Annotated in this window: 11 protein-coding genes; 4 read left to right on the forward strand and 7 right to left on the reverse strand. The window is 74.2% G+C overall.

The features are described from left to right. Nucleotides 1-36 precede the first annotated feature (36 nt). On the reverse strand, nucleotides 37-1,098 hold the full coding sequence (locus DPA01S_RS07810) for a YlbL family protein (RefSeq protein ID WP_061915227.1): 1,062 nt from the start codon (nucleotides 1,096-1,098) through the stop codon (nucleotides 37-39). Nucleotides 1,099-1,177: 79 nt separating this feature from the next. Here DPA01S_RS07810 and DPA01S_RS07815 point away from each other — a divergent pair, with 79 nt between their 5' ends. Then, nucleotides 1,178-2,566, forward strand: a complete 1,389-nt coding sequence (locus DPA01S_RS07815) for a zinc-dependent metalloprotease (protein WP_061915230.1) — start codon at nucleotides 1,178-1,180, stop codon at nucleotides 2,564-2,566. A 29-nt stretch (nucleotides 2,567-2,595) separates the two neighbouring features. Here DPA01S_RS07815 and DPA01S_RS07820 read toward each other — a convergent pair whose 3' ends face one another. Further along, nucleotides 2,596-3,291 (reverse strand): M48 metallopeptidase family protein, encoded by a 696-nt coding sequence (locus DPA01S_RS07820; protein ID WP_232303062.1) that lies wholly within the window; start codon nucleotides 3,289-3,291, stop codon nucleotides 2,596-2,598. Nucleotides 3,292-3,425: 134 nt separating this feature from the next. Here DPA01S_RS07820 and DPA01S_RS07825 point away from each other — a divergent pair, with 134 nt between their 5' ends. Together DPA01S_RS07825 and DPA01S_RS07830 are read left to right on the forward strand one after the other, a co-directional pair. Then, the gene (locus tag DPA01S_RS07825; protein ID WP_232303063.1) at nucleotides 3,426-4,475 is read left to right on the forward strand and encodes a hypothetical protein; all 1,050 of its coding nucleotides are present in this window, start codon (nucleotides 3,426-3,428) and stop codon (nucleotides 4,473-4,475) included. A 7-nt stretch (nucleotides 4,476-4,482) separates the two neighbouring features. Next, nucleotides 4,483-5,799: an ABC1 kinase family protein gene (locus DPA01S_RS07830; protein WP_061228023.1), complete on the forward strand. Its 1,317-nt coding sequence runs from the start codon at nucleotides 4,483-4,485 to the stop codon at nucleotides 5,797-5,799. Nucleotides 5,800-5,811: 12 nt separating this feature from the next. Here DPA01S_RS07830 and DPA01S_RS07835 read toward each other — a convergent pair whose 3' ends face one another. After that, complete coding sequence (locus DPA01S_RS07835; RefSeq protein WP_174521517.1) at nucleotides 5,812-7,956, reverse strand: ATP-dependent DNA helicase UvrD2; 2,145 nt, start codon at nucleotides 7,954-7,956, stop codon at nucleotides 5,812-5,814. A gap of 138 nt (nucleotides 7,957-8,094) precedes the next feature. Between DPA01S_RS07835 and DPA01S_RS07840 the strand changes: the two genes are divergently transcribed. Further along, nucleotides 8,095-8,364 (forward strand): mycoredoxin, encoded by a 270-nt coding sequence (locus DPA01S_RS07840; RefSeq protein WP_043567235.1) that lies wholly within the window; start codon nucleotides 8,095-8,097, stop codon nucleotides 8,362-8,364. Between the two features lie 65 nt (nucleotides 8,365-8,429). Here DPA01S_RS07840 and nudC read toward each other — a convergent pair whose 3' ends face one another. From nudC to DPA01S_RS07860, 4 genes are all read right to left on the reverse strand, one after another. Next, nucleotides 8,430-9,356, reverse strand: coding sequence for an NAD(+) diphosphatase (nudC, locus tag DPA01S_RS07845; RefSeq protein WP_061228024.1), 927 nt, complete (start codon nucleotides 9,354-9,356; stop codon nucleotides 8,430-8,432). A gap of 82 nt (nucleotides 9,357-9,438) precedes the next feature. Further along, nucleotides 9,439-10,518, reverse strand: coding sequence for a potassium channel family protein (locus DPA01S_RS07850; RefSeq protein WP_061228025.1), 1,080 nt, complete (start codon nucleotides 10,516-10,518; stop codon nucleotides 9,439-9,441). A gap of 60 nt (nucleotides 10,519-10,578) precedes the next feature. Further along, a complete protein-coding gene (locus DPA01S_RS07855) occupies nucleotides 10,579-13,905 on the reverse strand; it encodes an ATP-dependent helicase (RefSeq protein WP_061915237.1) in 3,327 nt (1,108 codons plus the stop codon). Next, a complete protein-coding gene (locus DPA01S_RS07860) occupies nucleotides 13,902-17,165 on the reverse strand; it encodes a UrvD/REP family ATP-dependent DNA helicase (RefSeq protein WP_232303064.1) in 3,264 nt (1,087 codons plus the stop codon). Before DPA01S_RS07860 ends, DPA01S_RS07855 begins: the two co-directional genes overlap by 4 nt. Nucleotides 17,166-17,176 lie beyond the last annotated feature (11 nt).

Below are 17,176 nucleotides of genomic sequence, written 5' to 3' on the forward strand. Positions count from 1 at the left end.
CATGCTCGTGGGCCCCACCTTACGGAAAACCCCGCCTCAGCCGCAGGTCGGTGGCCGCCCCCCGGAAGCGGCCGTCTCCAGCGCCTCCACCGCGCCGCCCAGTGTCGACACCTCGATGAGCCGGATGCCCTCGGGAGGGTCCTGCACAGCCTCCGCACAGTTGGCGGCGGGAACGAGGAACTCGCTCGCCCCGGCCTCGTGGGCGGCCCGGATCTTGTGCCGGATGCCGCCGATCGACCCGACCGTCCCGTCGGGCAGGATCGTCCCCGAGCCCGCGACCCGCGCCCCCCCGGTCGTCTCCCCCGGTGACAGCTTGTCCACGATCGCCAGCGCCAGCACCAGGCCCGCCGAGGGGCCGCCCACACCCGGATCCACCGTGATGTCCACGTCGGTGCCGTCCGCCGGGGAGTCACCGACCAGGATGCCCAGCCGGCCCTGGTCTGGATCGCCGTCCGGCCCGGCTGACTGCAACCTCGTCGTCGTCGACCCCTCCCGGCCGTCCCGGGTGTACCCGATCGTGATCTCGTCCCCCGCGCGGCGCTCGCCGACCCGCTCGACCACGGACGTGGCGTCCTCGACCGGCTCCCCGTCGATCGACGTCAGCACGTCGCCCTCCTCCAGACGCCCGGCGACCGCGCCGTCGGGCTCCACACCCTCGACGCGGGGCTGCATCGGGATCCCCAGGTGGCGGTAGGCGGCCGCCTCGGCCGAGTTCTCCGACCCCACCATCTGCGCGGCGTTGGACTCACGCACCTCGTCGCGCGACCGGTCCGGCGGGAACACCTGGTCCCGCGGCACCACGACCTGCGCCGGATCCAGCCAGAAGCGCGCCGCGTCGACCAGGGTGAGACGATCCCGCACCGCCACCGTCGTCATGAGCAGCGATCCCGCGGTCTCGTCGGCCGGCCTGCCGACCACGTCGATCACCGGGACCCGCTCGACCTCACCGTTCCCGGTCTCCACCTCAGCCGTCCCGAATGTGTCATACGTGGGCCCCGGGCCCATCGACACCAGCGGGACGGTGGCCGATGTCGCCAGGACGAGCAGCAGGACCGCCGGGACCAGCGCGGCGAGGACGGTGAAGAGGCGGCGGCTCACGGGGGCAAGGGTAGTCCGCGCCCCGCCGCCACCGCGTCGCGGCCGGGCCCCGCACCCCTGCACGCTGTACCGTTGTGGCATGAACCAGCCCTTCGGTTTCTCCGCCTCCGACGACGACGGGCGCGACGACGACCGGGACCGTAACCCCGGCGGATCGGGCGGCCCCGGTGGCCCCGGCGGATTCGACCCCTCGCAGTTCGGCAACCTCGGCCAGATGCTCTCCCAGTTCGGGCAGATGCTCGGGTCCATGGGATCGGCCATGTCCGGCCCCGGCAGCTCCGGCCCCGTCAACTACCAGCTGGCGCGGACGGTCGCCCTGCAGGCGCTCGGCCGCACGCCCGTGATCACCGACTCCTCGCGCGCGGCCGCCCAGGAGTCCGTCCGCCTCGCCGAACTGTGGCTCGACGACACCACCCTGTTCCCGTCCGGCGTCCACCGCACCGAGGCGTGGACCCCCCAGCAGTGGGTCGAGCAATCCCTGCCCACCTGGGAGAAGATCTGCACCCCGGTCGCCGAGCAGATGAACGCGGCCACCAGGGGCGCCATGCCCGAGGAGGCCCGCCAGCTCGCAGGCCCGCTCCTCGGCATGCTCGACCAGATGGGCGGCATGGGCTTCGGCATGCAACTCGGCCAGGGGCTGGGCAAGCTCGCCCCGGCGGTCCTCTTCTCCTCCGAGGTGGGCATCCCGTTCGGCGCCGACGGGGTGGCCGCCCTCTCACCGGCCGCGATCGACGCGTTCGCCGACGAGCTGGAGCTGCCGCGCCAGGAGGTCGTCGTGTTCCTCGCCGCGCGCGAGGCCGCCCACCTGCGGCTGTTCAACGGCGCCCCCTGGCTGCGCGCCCGCTTCCTCGCCACGGTCGACGAGTACGCGCGCGGCATTCGCGTGGACACCTCCGGACTCGACGACCTCGCCTCCGGGCTGGACCCGTCGATGCTGCAGGACCCGGCCAAGCTGCAGGAACTGCTCTCGGGCGGCGCCGGCGCGATCGGCCCCAAGGTCACGAACGTCAACGAGGCGGCCCTCGGCCGCCTCGAGACACTCCTCGCCCTCGTCGAGGGCTGGGTCGACGCCGTGGTCACTGCCGCCGTCGGCGACCGGCTCCCCAGCGCCGACAGACTCCGCGAGATGTGGCTGCGCCGCCGCGCCACCGGCGGGGCCGCCGAACAGGCGTTCGCCAGCCTCGTCGGGCTCGAACTGCGCCCGCGGCTCGCCCGCGAGGCGTCCGAACTGTGGCGCCGGGTCGGCGAGGCCGTAGGCATCGAACGCCGCGACGGTCTGTGGAGCCACCCCGACCTGCTGCCCGTCGGCGAGGACCTCGAGAACCCGGCCGCCGTGATCGATCGCCTCCTCGACGAATCGACCGGCGACTCCGGCGGCGTCGACGAGATCGAGCGGTTCCTCCGCGAGTCCGGCGGCGGGGACGGTGGGGACGACACCGGCTCCGAGGGGCCGCGCGACGCGGACTGACCCGTCTGACCGACCCCGGGCGGGGCCGGTCAGGGCGCGTCGACCTCGTCGTCGTCACCCTCGATCAGGTCACCCACTCCCTCGCCGGCCCCGTCGCCGCGAGCGTTTTCCGCACCCCCTGGCGCCCCCGCCGCGCCACGGAGGACCCGCGAGTACGCCTCGAGATAACCCATCGCGCGCTCGGCGCGCGGGAAGCGGCGCACCACCTCCCAGAACTCCGGCGGATGCCCGCCCGACACCACGAGGTGGGCCAGTTCGTGAACGAGGACGTAGTCCAGCACGTACGCCGGGACGTCCCGCAGCGCCTCGCTGATCCGGATCTCCCCCGACGCCGGAGAGCACGATGCCCACCGCGTGGTCATCGACGGCACCCACCGCACCGACGACGGCCGCGGGCACCCCTCCACCCACCGGTCCGACAACCCGGAGGCCCGCCGCATCAGATCCTCGTCCGAGGCCATCGGGCCCCGACGGCGGCCCGAGCGCGCCAGACGGCCCAGCATGTCCGAGACCAGGCGCCGCTCCTCGGTCCGGGGCAGACCCGCCGGCATGAGCACCACCACCGTCTCCCCCTCCACCCGCGCGGACACCGTCCGCTTGCGACGCCTCGACCGCCGGATCTCGATCCGCGGGTCGTCGGGGTCCGTGGGCAGTGCCGTCCGCGGGGCCGGGCCGCCGGGGGCGGTGTCCTCGGATCGGCCGGCGGGGCGAGGGGCTGACGGCACGCCGACCACGGTAGACCACCCGACGGCGCGGCCTCCCGGGCCGCCGTCCACACACCCGGCCCGCCCTCGCGAGCCTGTGGATAACCCCGCCGACGGGGCCGGGGCCCCGGTGATCGCGTGCCACGATGACACCTGTGACCCCGCCGACCCCACTCACCGCGCCCGCCGACGCACCCCGGCGCGCCACGGAGCCGCCGCGCGCCGTCGTCATCGCCGCGCCCGCCGAGGTCGAGGCCACCGCGCCAGGGCCCGCCCGTCCCGGTACCTCGTCGATCCGCGCGGCGCTGAGTCCGGGCACCGTCGTCGTCGCCCGAGACGGCCGCACCGTGCAGGTCGGACTCGCGCCGGACAGGGCGGTGGTCGTCGACGCGCCGGCCACCGTCGACGCCCGCAGCCTCGCCGCCCTGCTCGCCGGGCTCGAGGGCGGGGCCGATCTCGACTCGGCCGCCAGCCGCGCCGGGATCGACGCCGCCGGGCGGGCCGCCGTCGCACGGATCCTCGTCCGCCTGGCAGACCTCGGGCACGTCCGCCTCGAGGCCCCCGGCCCGGGCGCACCCGCTCTCGCGCCATCCACACCCGCTCGGGCGCGGCCCGCCCCCGTCCGCCGGGTCCACATCCTGGGTTCCGGTCAGGTCTCCGAGGTCCTGCGCGGACCACTGTCCGTCAACGGATGCCGGGTGAGCACCGGCCCCACCCCCGGATTGGCGCTCGACGCCGAACGGCCACCCTGGCACCGCCGGGGGCAGCCACCCGACCTCGTGATCCTCACCGGCACCGTCTCCGTGGACCCCGTCATCACGACCGCCCTGGGCCGCGCCGGGCAGACGCACATGCACGTGTACTGCCGCGACGGCCGGGTCGTGGTCGGACCGACCGTCGTGCCGGGACACAGCACCTGCCTGCGGTGCACCGACATGTTCCGTGCCCGCAGGGACCCACGCTGGCCGTTCGTCGCCGCCCAGCTCATAGGACACTCCCCCGACGCCGGCGTGCCCGCCCTCACCGCCGCGGCCGCGCTCGTGCTGGCCGAGGTCTCCGCGACCCGCGATCCGGCCGGCCGGGTACAGACGATCGGCGCCACCGTCGAGATCAACCCGGCCGAAGGACTATGGCGTCGACTCGAATGGCCGGCCGTCGAGGGCTGCGACTGTGGCGCCGCCCCGGGGGCCCGTCCTCTGTCATGATTGGGGCGTGTCCGATCTACCCCGTACCTCGTCCCGCCGCGCAGCGCGCCTCGCGGGACTACCACTGGGCATCGCCGGCCGCGCTGCCGGATCGCTCGGCCGCCGCGCCTTCGGGCGGGGCGAGGGGGATCTGACGGAGGAACTCGCCGACCAGGCCGCCGAGCAGGTCTTCGCCGTCCTCGGAGAGCTCAAGGGCGGCGCCATGAAGGTCGGGCAGGCCCTGAGCGTGTTCGAGGCCGGCATGCCGGACAAGTACGCCGAGCCCTTCCGCGAGGCGCTCACCAAGCTCCAGTCCGAGGCCCCGCCCATGCCCGCCGCCGAGGTGGAACGCGTCCTGGACGCCCAGCTCGGGCTGCGGTGGCGGGAGCGGTTCTCGGAGTTCGACGGCGAGGCCGCCGCGGCGGCCTCGATCGGCCAGGTGCATCGCGCCGTCTGGTCCGACGGCCGCGAGGTGGCCGTCAAGGTGCAGTACCCGGGGGCCGACGAGGCCCTGCGCTCGGACCTGCGCCAGCTCCGCAGACTGGCCCCGCTGTTGCGCCCGCTCAACCCGGGGACCGACATCAGGGGCATCATCGACGAGCTGTACGACAGCACGGTGAGCGAACTCGACTACCGCACCGAGGCCGACACCCAGCGCATCTTCTCGGCCGCGTTCCGCGACGACCGCCAGTTCCACGTCCCCTCCGTGCTGGCCTCCGCGCCCAAGGTGCTGGTCACCGAGTGGGCGGACGGCCGCGCGCTGAGTCGGATCTCCGCCGACGGCAGTCCCGAGGAGCGTAATCTCGCCGGGGAACTACTGACCGAGTTCCAGTTCAGCTCCCCCGTGCGGGCGCGGTTGATGCACGGCGATCCGCATCCGGGCAACTTCCTGCTGGCCGACGACGGTCGCCTGGTGGTGCTGGACTTCGGCGCGTCCATCCCGCTCCCCGAGGGCATACCGACCGTGCTGACCTCGATGATGCGGCACGCGCTGGCCGATGACGCGGATGAGCTCGTGAGGGTGATGACCCGCGCGGGCTACGTGGGGCGGGGCGGGCTGGATCCCGCCGACGCGATGGCGTTCCTCAACCCGTTCATCGAGCCGATGCGCGAGCCGGTGTTCCACTTCGACCGCGCGTGGATGCAGGGCATTATGGCCGTCTACGGGGACGTCTCGGGTCGGGAGTTCCGGACCTCGCGCTCGTTCGCGCTGCCCCGGGAGTTCGTGCTGATCCACCGGGTGCTGTCGGCGTCGGTCGGCATGCTGTGCCAACTCCAGGCGTCCGCGCCCTACCGGGAGATCGTGCGGCGCTGGATGCCCGAAATCTTCCCCGACGAGGACTGAGGCCGCCGGTCGTCAGGTCCCGCGGACCAGCTTCAGCACGTCGTCGCCGTACTCGCCGAGTTTGTGCGCGCCGATTCCGCCGATCCGGCCCAGGGCCCTCGTGTCGGCGGGACGGTCGCGGGCGATCTGCGCGAGGGTCTCGTTGGTGAACACCGTGTAGGCGGGCTTGCCGATCCGCTCCGAGGTCTCGCGACGCCACTCGCGTAGCCGCTCGAACAGTTCGGTGTCTATCTCCATCGAGCACTCGGGGCACAGCCCGAGCGCCCGGTGCATGGGCCCGTTGAGCCTCTCCCCGCAGCCGCGGCAACGTCCCTTGTCGGACGAGTCGGTGGACCGCCGGGCGGCTGCCGGGGCCTGCGCCGGACGGACGGGATCGAGAAAGCGACTCGGCCGCCGGGTGGCTCGCCCCCCGGCGCGGCGGCTGCGACTCCACGAGAGCGACAGGTGCTCGCGGGCGCGGGTGATGCCCACGTAGAGAAGGCGGCGTTCCTCCTCGATCGCGTCGGGCCCGGCGTTGATCGCGTGGCTGATCGGCAGGCTGCCCTCGTGCACGCCGATGAGGAACACCGCGTCCCATTCGAGGCCCTTGGCGGCGTGGATCGACGCCAGCGTCACCCCCCGCTCGTCCGGCGCGTGCCGAGCGGCAGCGCGTTCCCTCAGGCCGGCCACGACCGGGAGCAGTCCCGGGCGGCTCTCGGCGGTGGCGATCTCCTCCGCCAGTCCCACCAGCGCGCTCAGGGAGTTCCACGTCTCGCGGGCCTGGGTGCCGGAGGGTTCCGCGGCGGTCAGGCCGAGGGGCTCGAGCGCCTGCCGGATGACCGCGACGATGTCCGCCGGGTCGGTCAACCCGGCGTGGGCGCCGGCCATCGCCTCGTCCGAGCCGTCGACGAGGCGGTCGATCGCCGACATGGCCCGGCGCACGACGGGGCGTTCGAAGAAGCCCTCGCCACCCTTGAGCCGGTACCCGATGCCGGCTTCGTCCAGAGCCGCCTCGATCCTCTCCGACTGGGCGTTGACCCGGTACAGCACGGCGATCTCCGCGGGATCGGTCCCGCCGTGCACTAGGTCGGCGACGGCCGCCGCGACGGCGTCGGCCTCCGAATCCTCGTCCGCGTACTCGGCGAGCACCGGCTCGGGCCCGGGCGGCCGCATACCGCGCAGCGTGAGGCCGGCGCTGCGGAACCGACCGGCTCCGGCGCCGATCACCGCGTTCGCCAGGTCCACGACCTGCGGGGTCGAACGGTAGTCGGACTCCAGCTTCACGACGGTCGCGCCGGGGTAGCGGTCGGCGAAGCCGAGGAGGAAGTCGGGCTCGGCGCCGGCGAAGGAGTAGATCGTCTGGTTGACGTCGCCCACCACCGTGAGGTCGTCGCGATTACCCAGCCATGCGGTGAGCAGCCGCTGCTGGGCCGGCGTGACGTCCTGGAACTCGTCCACGACGAAGCAGCGGTACCGGTCCCGGAACTCCTCCGCGATGGCCGGCACCTCCTCCACGAGCTCCGCCATGTGCGACAGGAGATCGTCGAAGTCGAGCATCCGGACCGGGCCGGAGACCTTGAGGTCCTCGTACGCCCGGAACGCCCGCGCCACCTCGGGCGCGGGAACCGGCAGGTCCCGTCCCAGAGCGACCGCCTGCTCCGCGTAGCTGTCGGGGGTGAGCAGGCTCGACTTGGCCCACCCGATCTCGGTCAGCACGTCGCGGATCGTCTCGGTGGCGGGATCGAGTCCGGCTCGCCTGACCGCCTGGGCGACCGCACGGAACTGACCGTCCAACAGCTGCCACGGCTCCTCGCCGTAGACCCGGGGCCAGAAGTAGGACAGGTTGCGCAGGGCAGCCGAGTGGAAGGTCCGCGCCTGGACCGGCCCGGTCCCGGCGTCCGCGACGCCGAGGCTCGCCAGGCGCATGCGCAGCTCCCCCGCGGCGCGGGCGGTGAACGTCACCGCCAGCACCTGGTCCCCGCGGACGTGTCCGGTGGTGACCAGGTGTGCGATGCGTCTGGTGATGGTGCGGGTCTTGCCCGTTCCCGCACCCGCGAGGATGCAGACGGGTCCGCGGGGCGCCAGCACGGCGCGACGCTGCTGCGGGTCCAGGCCCTCCAGAGCCGACTCCGCACCGCCTCGGCGCCCGACTCCCCGTCCGCCGACCTGGCCGCCCATCCGGCCGCCTTCCTGGCCACTCTCCCGGCCGCCGCGCCCCGTCTCACTCACGCCCCCATCGTGGCATCCGGGTCGGACACCGCGCCGGGGGCCTCCCCCCGGGGATGATTCCCACCGGCGTGGGCGTTACACCCCGTCATGAGCGATGTGACGACCAACGACGCCCTGACCCTGTACACCACCTCGTGGTGCCCGTTCTGCACGCGGCTGAAGAAGCTGCTGGACGAGAAGGAGATCGGCTACACGGAGATCGATGTGGACGCCGACGCCGAGGCGGCGGCGTTCGTCGAGAGCGTCAACGGCGGCAACCGGGTCGTGCCCACGGCCCTGTACTCCGACGGCACCACGGCCACCAACCCCCCGGCCTCCCAGGTTCGCGCGAAGCTCGCCGAGCTCGCCGGCGCCTGAGGCGCGATAGGCCCGGCACACGGGGCGCCGCCGGCCCGGGACAGGGCCGACGGCGCCCCCTCGCGTCAGGCGCCGCCGTCGCGGTCGACGGCCGCGACCCAGGAGCGCAGCATGACGTGCGCGATGGACACCGGCGGGGCCACCATGAGGTCACCGCGACCGGCCAGCGCATCCCGAACCCGGTCGACATCGAACCAGGCGGCCTCACTGATCTCCTCGTCCTCGAGCAGGATCGGCGCCTCCGGGTCGGCGACGGCCTGGAACCCCACCATGAGTGAGCGCGGGAACGGCCACGGCTGACTGCCCAGGTAGCGGACGCGGTCCACGACCACACCGACCTCCTCGGCGACCTCGCGGCGCACGCACCCCTCGAGGGACTCGCCCGCTTCGACGAAACCGGCCACGTGCGAGTACATCCCCGCCGGCCACACGGGTTGCCGCGCGAGGAGGACCTGCCGGCCGCCGTCGTGGACGAGGCAGATCACGGCGGGATCGGTCCGCGGGTACTCGAGTCCGCCGTGGAAGGGGTCCTCGATGGCCCACCCCGCCTCCTTCCGGCGCGGGTGGTGGTCCGGCTGCCGGCCCCTGACGTTGTCGCGGTGCCACCCCAGCAGCGCCATGGCCTGCGCGGCCAATGATCCGTCGCCCTCGACCAGATCCGCCCCGCACGCGCGGAGGTTACTCACGGCGGGGCTGTCGGGCAGCTCGTCGACGAGCACGGCCCAGATGTGCCGGGCGTCGTCGGTGCGCCCGAGGAAGACCGCGTCCTCGGGCAGGCGATCGGCGTGGTCGCGGGCCGGCTCGAGCCGGATCCGCTTGCGGTCCCCCGCGGTCGGTTCGGTCGCGAACCGGTTCCGCCGGTCGACCCTCATGATCCGCGCCGAGGCCCATCCCGCCGCGAGTCCCTCCGCGTCCCGCCGGAGCGGGGCGGCCCTGTCGGGCGCGGCCACAGACAGCACAGGGTCGGAGTCCAGGGTGAAGTCCAGCGGCATTGTGAGGGGTCCGTTTCGCCGGTCGTGAGGGGCGCCGATCAGCGTAGTCCCGCGGGCCGATCGAACCGCGCCGACCCGGTGATCAGCCGGAGACCATCCGGATGTAGAGCAACCGGTCGCCGGCCTCCAACGCGTCCGCCTCCGGCTCATTGACCTTGATCAGCTGGCCCTTGCGCACCACGCCCAGCACGAGCTCGGCCAGGTGCCGCGGCGAGCCGCCGACCTCGGACTCCTCCACGCGGCGCTCGGCGATCGAGAAACCTTCATCGGGCGTGAGCAGGTCCTCCATCATTCCCACGACTGTCGGGGTGATGGTGGCCAGGCCCAGTAGCCGGCCGGTGGTCTCGGCGGAGACCACGACCGAGTCGGCGCCGGACTGCTTGAGCAGGTGCTTGTTGTCGCTCTCACGGACAGTCGCGACGATCTTGGCATGGGGTGCCAGTTCGCGGGCGGTGAGCGTGACCAGCACCGCGGTGTCGTCGGAATTGGTGGCGACCACCACCGCCGAGGCGCGGGTGAGCCCGGCCAGTTTGAGCACGTCGGACCGGGTCGCCGACCCGTGGACGGTGACGAGTCCGTGCGCGGCTGCGGCTTTGATCGCCTGCGGGTCGGTGTCCACGACGACGATGTCGTCGGGAGCGATCTCGTCGGCGAGCATGGCGGCGACGGCCGACCTGCCCTTGGTGCCGTAGCCGACGACGACGGTGTGGTTGCGCACGACGCTCCTCCAACGCTGGATCTTCAGGGCCTGACGGGATTGTTCGGTGAGGACGGCGAGGGTGGTGCCGACGAGCAGGATGAGGAACACCAGGCGCAGGGGCGTGACGACGAGAGTGTTGATCAGACGTGCCTGCTGCGTGATCGGGGTGATGTCCCCGTAGCCGGTCGTGGAGAGCGAGACGGTGGCGTAGTAGAAGCAGTCGATCAGCGTCATCTCACCGTTCGGACCACCGCCTCCGGTGTAGCCGCCGCGGTCGGTCCACACGACGAGCACTCCCAGACAGAGCGCGACGAGGGCCATGAGGACGCGCTTGCCGATCAGCCGCCACGGGCTTCCGGCGTTCTCGGGGATGCTGACGACACCCACCAGGGCGTGGTCGGGGCTCTCGTCCAGTGGATCGTTGCCACGGAACCGGGACGCCAGTGCGCGCTTCTCGACCATGGGACTCCGTTTCCGCTGAGGACCCCCGCTGGGCCCGCCGTCATCGAGGAGAATCGTCGCCTATCGATCGCTGTCGGACAACAACCGACCCCGGCCGGGGCCCTCGGAGAGGATACGCAGCAATTCCTCGGCGTCGGGCAGGTCCGCCGGTTCGATGGTCCGGCCGGAGCGCACGTAGTGGAACGCGGCGCGGACGGAGCCCAGCTCGACGGTCCTTCCCAGGCGGGCCCCCACGACCTGCGCCCACGCGTACCGGTAGACCGCCAACTGGAGGGCGACGGCGGGCATGTCCCGCTCCGCGGGCACGCGCCCGGTCTTCCAGTCCACGACGATCCATCCGTCGCCGTCGGCGAACACGGCGTCCATCCGGCCGCGCAGGAGGTGTCCGCCCAGGCCGACCTCGAAGGGCACCTCGACGGCCTCGGGCGTCATCCGCGCCCACCGCGACGCCTCGAACGCCTCCTGGAGGGCGGTGAGGTCCGCCTCGGACAATCCGTCGACGGCACCCTGGTCACCGGCGCCGGGCAGGTCGTCGATGTCGAGCAGGTGGGTGGCGCCGTAGCGGTGCTCGAGCCAGGCGTGGAACCTGGTGCCGCGCCGCGCGAACCGGTCCGGGCGGAACGGCACGGGCCTGCGGAGGCGGTCGGCGAACTCGGCGGGGTCGGTCGCCATGGCGACGATCTCCCCGGCGGTGAGACGGCGCGGGAGGTGGACCTCGTCGCGGCGCTGCGCGGCCCGCCGCGCGTCGGCGAGGAGGGACGCCGCGGCCAGGTGCCAGCGCCGGGCGGGCCCCGACTCCGGTGGCGCCTGGGCCTCCGGGTCCACGGGTGTGGCCGCCTCCACCGCCCGCGCGGCGGCGAGGCGGTCGGGCGCGGCCTCGCGGGGCCACGTCGCCTCGACGGTGCCCGCGGTGGCCGGATTCGTGGGAGAGGGTTTGACGACGAGGTGGTCGATCACCCCGAGCGGTGGTTCTCCCCCGCACGCGTCGAGCACGTCCTTCAGGAATTCCGACGGCCCCTTGGGCGTGGTGGCCGATCCCAGCCAGTGCGATCCGGACAGCAGCAGTGTCTGCTCGGCCCGGGTGACCGCGACGTAGAACAGTCGGCGGTCCTCGTCGAGCGAGCGCCGCTCGACGCGCTTGATGTGTTTCCCCAGCGCCTCTTCCAGCAGCTTGCGGTCGGTCACGCCGTCGAGTCGCGGGACCGGCACCCCTCCGGGGTTGTCCTCGGTCTCGCGGTCCCCCCGCAGCTGCTCGGGCAGCTGGGTCGCGGCGCGGACGGAGGTCTGCGGTGGCTGGCCGGAGGGGAAGACGCCCTCTGCCAGGTGCGGCACGGCGACGATCTCCCATTCGAGGCCCTTGGCGGAGTGGACGGTGAGGATCTGCACCCGGCCGGGTGTGGAGGCGACCTCTCCGCGGGCGAGCCCGCCGTCGATGGAGCGGGCGAGGTCGAGGTACCCCAGAAACGCGTCCAGCCCGGTTCCGCGCTCGGGCCGGAAGCCGGCGGCCACCTCCTGGAGCGCGTCGAGTTGTTCGCGGGCCTCGCCACCGCCGGCGCGTTGGCGCAGGCGGACCTCGGCGTCGAGCCCGAGGGCCTGTTCGGCGGCCGCGACGAGCCGCGCGGGCGGCGCGGACGCGCGGGCGCGGAGCCCGGAGATGATGGCCGCGAGTTCGCTGATCCGCTGGGCGCCGGCGGGGCTGTACTGGTCCTCCGGGCCCGGATCGGCGAGCGCGTCGGCCAGTCCGGCCGAGTCCGTCTCCTCGCCGCGGGCGAGGGCGTCGAGGAGGTCGTCGAGTTCGAGGGGGTCGGAGACGGCCCCGGTGGCCGTCGGGGGCCTGCGCAGGGACAGCCGGGACGCGCGTCGGGCGAGGGCGGCGAGGTCGGCCGCGCCGAGCGCGAACCGGGAGCCGCTGAGCAGTCGCAGCAGACCGGGTCCGGCGCCCGGGCGTGCGACCACGGTGAGCAGGGCGACGACGTCGGCGACCTCGGGCACGTCGAGCAGCCCGCCGACGCCGACGATCTCCACCGGCAGGCCGCGGGCCTCCAGTGCCTCGGCGATGGCGGCGGAGTCGCCGTTGCGACGCACGAGGACCGCCGCGGTCGGCACGCGACCGGCCTGTTCCGCCGCGCGGTACCGGTCGGCGAGGGTGTCGGCGAGCCACTCGCGCTCGTCCTCGGCCGTATCGAGCAGCGCGACCCTGAGGTCGCCGGGCGCGGCTCCGTGCCGGGCCCGAAGTTCGGGCACCGGGACGGATCCGGGTCGGTCGCGCAGCGGCGCGGTGATCCGGTTGGCCAACGCGAGGACCTCCGGTGGGTTGCGCCACGAGGTCGTGAGTTCCCGCAGGTGCGAGGGCCGCCCCCCTTGCAGCGGGAAATCCTCGCGGAAGCGGTCGAGGTTGGACGCCGACGCCCCCCGCCACCCGTAGATGGACTGCATGGGGTCACCGACGGCGGTCACGGCCGGGGCCGGGTCGGCCCCCGCGCCGAAGAGGGACGACAGAAGGACCCGCTGGGAATGCCCGGTGTCCTGGTACTCGTCGAGCAGCACCACGCGGAACGCGCGGCGCTCGGCGAGCCCGACCTGGGGGTGGTCTCGGGCGACGGTGGCGGCCAGGGCCATCTGGGAGGCGTGGTCGAGCGCCGTCTCGGCTCGCATGCGGGTGGCGACCGCGTCCACCAGGTCAGCGAGTTCCTCCCGGTGACCCTGGATCTCGGCAGTCCTCCCGAGCCACGCGGTGGGAGTCGCCTTCTGCCGCGGCCCGGGCGGGAGGGTCGCGATGAGGGTCGTGATCAGGTCGGGGTGCGAGCGCAGGTCGTCGGTGGTGACGAGGTGGTCGGACAACTGCCCGGCCAGCGCCAGCACGTCGCGGGTCACGGTGCCGGGGTTGGATGCGGTGGTCAGCGGGCTCTCCCACCTCGACACGACGTCGTGGGCGAGCTGGAAAGCGGCGGTGGGGGTGAGCAGCCTCGAGTCCGGTTCGACCGGTACGAGCAGTCCGTAGGTGCCGAGCAGCGTGCCGGCGAAGGCGTGATAGGTGGAGATCTGCGGGTCCTCGGTGCGGATCGCCTCGGCGATCGCGGGGTCCGCGCCGGGCCCGGAGCACAGCGCGCTGCGGGCCAGCGCGTCCAGGCGGCGGCGTATCCGTCTGGACAGCTGCTGGGCGGCCTTGCGGGTGAAGGTCAGGCCGAGGATCTCCCCCGGTCGCGCGTATCCGTTGGCCACCAACCACACGACCCTGGCTGCCATGGTCTCGGTCTTACCGGCGCCCGCCCCGGCCAGCACGAGAGTGGGTTCGGTCGGCCCGGCGATCACCTCGGCCTGCTCGGGGGTGGGTCGATGAATGCCGAGCGCGTCGGCGATGGCGGCGGGGTCTATCGACGCGGTCACCCGCTCACCTGCTTCCCCTCGGACTGCGCGGGGCAGCTGGACCTGACGCTGCAGTGCTCGCACCACCGGCCCACGCGCGCGGTGTAACCGGGGCCGACGGTCGCGCGGCCGGCCTCCTGAACGCGATCGACCAGGGCCTCGGCGCCGTCGGTCCCGAGGGGGTCCTGCACCCGCTCGGTCGGCATCCGGCCCTCGCGGCCGGCCAGGTAGAGCAGGAGCCCGCCTCCGGGTTCGCGACCGCCCGCGGCGGCCACCGCCCCCCGGGCGACCGCGAGCTGGTACAGGGCCAGCTGCGGATTGACCGCGGCGTCCTTCTTGCTGGCCGCCGCGGCCGAGGTCTTCACGTCGACGGGGACGACCTGCCCCGCGGAGGTCGCCTCGAGCCTGTCGATCCGCCCGCGGACGCGCACCCCGCCGCCGGCGTCGAACTCGAACGGCTCCTCGACCGCGGCGGTCGTGTACTCGTCGCGGGTGGACGAGCGCCACCTGCGGAACGTCTCGGCCATCTCCACCATCGTCTCGGCCCCGCGCTCGGCGAACCACCCGCGGGACAGGGTCAGCGCCTCGGCCCGCCGGCGGACGGTCGAGCGGATCGTGTCCTCGTCGATACCGCCCTCCACGGCCTGGGTCAGGGCGTGCACGGCCGATCCCCGCACGAGCGGGGCGGCCGATCCGGCGTCGGAGGAGTCTCCCCCGACCGACTGCAGGAACCACCGCAGCGGGCACTCCTCGAGGGCCCCGAATCCGGACGGCGAGAGCACCGCGACCGGCCGGTCGGGGGTGTCGGGCGTGAGCGGCGCGTCCGTGGAGGGTTCGGTGGCGCCGAACCACGTGCGGGGGTCCGCCTCCCCCACCCCGGCGTCGCGGAGGCCGGCGAGCAGGCCGGCCGCATGGCGCGCGTCGGCGGGGTCTGTCGACGGGTCGTGAAGCGCGGCCCGGAGATCCACCGCCAGATGCGGCAGGGAGAACACGGTGGGCGCGTGGCGGGACGGACCCACCGGGGCGCCGGGGGACGCGACCGCCGTGGCGGTGGTCGCCAGGTCGGCGATCTCGTCGATGAAGCGGGAGGGGGCGACGTCGCCCTCCTCGGGCGACTCCACGGCGGTGACGAGCAGGTGCTCGCTGGCGCGGGAGCACGCGACGTAGAACAGGCGGCGCTCCTCGGCCGACCGGGCGGCCGCGGAGGACACGGCCCGCTCCGCCTCTGACGGCACCGGTCCGTCCCCGGCGATCTCCGTCAGGTCGACCAGCTCGTCGACTCCCAGCAGGCCGGACCGGCGGCGGGGCGCAGGCCAGACACCGTCCTGGACGCCGCACACCGCGACCGCACGCCACTGACGGCCCACCGCGGCGTGCGCGGACAGCACGCTCACCGCGCCCCCCCGTGCGCGTGTGTCGGCGCGCCGGGGCGCGGGCAGGTCCTCGCCGGAGACGACGTCGCAGAACAGTCCCACGGAGCCTCCGGGGACCCGGTCCACGAAGTCGGCGGCGTGGTCGAACAGGGACACGACCGCGTCGAGCGACCGGTCCGCGGATCGCGACCAGGGATCGGCGGCCACCGCCTGCCGGACGAGGCGGCGCTCCAGCCGGGAGGCCGTCCACGCGGCCCAGAGGACCTCCTCGGCGGTCCCTCCCGCCCGCAGCTCGGCCTGCACGGCCCGGCGCGCGCGGCGGACCCGGGTGACGGGGGCGAGCTCGACGGCGGTGAGCCCGGGCGGGAGATCGTCCTCGTCCGCCAGGACGAGACGCCGCAGGGTCTCGGCGCTGGGTTCTGTCCCGCCGATCCCCGAGCGGCGCAGTCCGCGACGGAGACGACGCATGGCCACGGCGTCCGCGCGGCCGATCGGCCCCGACAGGAGCGCCAGGACCCGCTCGGCGTCGCTGCCGTCGGCGCCCTCGAGCGCCGAGCGCACCAACAGCAACAGAGCCGAGGCGACGGGGTCGTGGGCCGGCGGGATCTCGGCGCCGGCGTCGACCACCGGGACGCCGGCGGCGTCGAGCGCGGCCAGCAGGGCGTCGGCCACACGCGGCAGCGAGCGGGTCACCACTGCCATCTCGCCGTAGTCGATACCGTCCAGGACGTGCCGGCGGCGCAGGAAGTCGGCGACGACGGCGGCCTCCGAGGCGGCCGACCCGGCCACGCCGACGCCCACCTTCCCGTCCGGTCCACCGTGCGCCTCACTGGGGTGCGCCTCGCGGGGCCGGTGGCGGGCGGCCCCGGGCAGGCGGGAGGCGATCCGCGCGGCGACCGCCGTGACGGCCGGGGACATGCGGTGGCCGACCGGGAGGTCGACCGCGCGGCCGCCCTGCTCGATCACTGCGCGCGCCAGGCCGCCGTCGGCGCCGCGGAACCGGAAGACCGACTGGTCGCCGTCCTCCACGACGAGCAGGACGTCGGCGCCGCCGCCCACCGTCGCGACGAACTCCGCGACCAGCGGATCGAGGTGATGGGCGTCGTCCACGGCCACGAGGCGCCGGGAGCGGAAGATCTCGCGCAGCTCCGGGTCGGCCGTCAGCGCATCCAGCGCGGCGCCCACCAGCTCGGCGGCGTTGAGGGCCTCCGGCACGTCCGCCTGGGCGCCCCGCACGCCCGACCGCAGGGCCATCTGCTCCTCGTGCCGGCGGAAGAAGCCCGCGGCCGCCACCCACGCCGGCCGGCCCGCCGTGCGGCCGAGCCGCGCCAGCTCGCGGGGCCCGATCCCCCGCTCGAGCGACCTCAGCAGCAAGTCGCGCAGCTCGCGCGCGAACCCGACCGTGGACAGCGCGGGGCGCATCTGTTCGGGCCAGTGCGGCGCCCCGTCGGACAGCTCACCGAGCAGGGTCTCGCGCACCAGCGCGTCGTGTTCCGCACCGGTACGCAGCCTCGGCGGCGGGGCGTCGGCCCGGGCGGCGGCGAGCCGCACCACGGCGTGGGCGAGCGAGTGGACGGTCCGTACCGGCGCGTCGGTGCCCACCACGAGCTCCGGCGGCATCCCGCGGGTGGCCTCCTCGAGCAGCGCCGCGGACGCGGTGGCCGACCCCGTGAGCACGAGGACGCCGTCCATCCCCACACCGCCGGCCACCGCGGCGCGGACCACGTCGACGATCAGCGAGGTCTTGCCGCTGCCCGGGCCGCCGCGGACGACCCACCGGTCCTGCCGGCCGGCGCGGGCGGCGGTCCAGTCACGGCCGACGAGGTCGTCGAGACCGGCCGGCCAGGTCCGGCCGGGTCCGTTGGTGGGCTGGGTGGGGGCGGATGGAGTGGGGGCGGGCGCTGTCACGGCTCGATGAG

The sequence above is a fragment of the Dietzia papillomatosis NBRC 105045 genome (genome assembly GCF_001570845.1).
Classification (GTDB): Bacteria; Actinomycetota; Actinomycetes; order Mycobacteriales; family Mycobacteriaceae; genus Dietzia; species Dietzia cinnamea.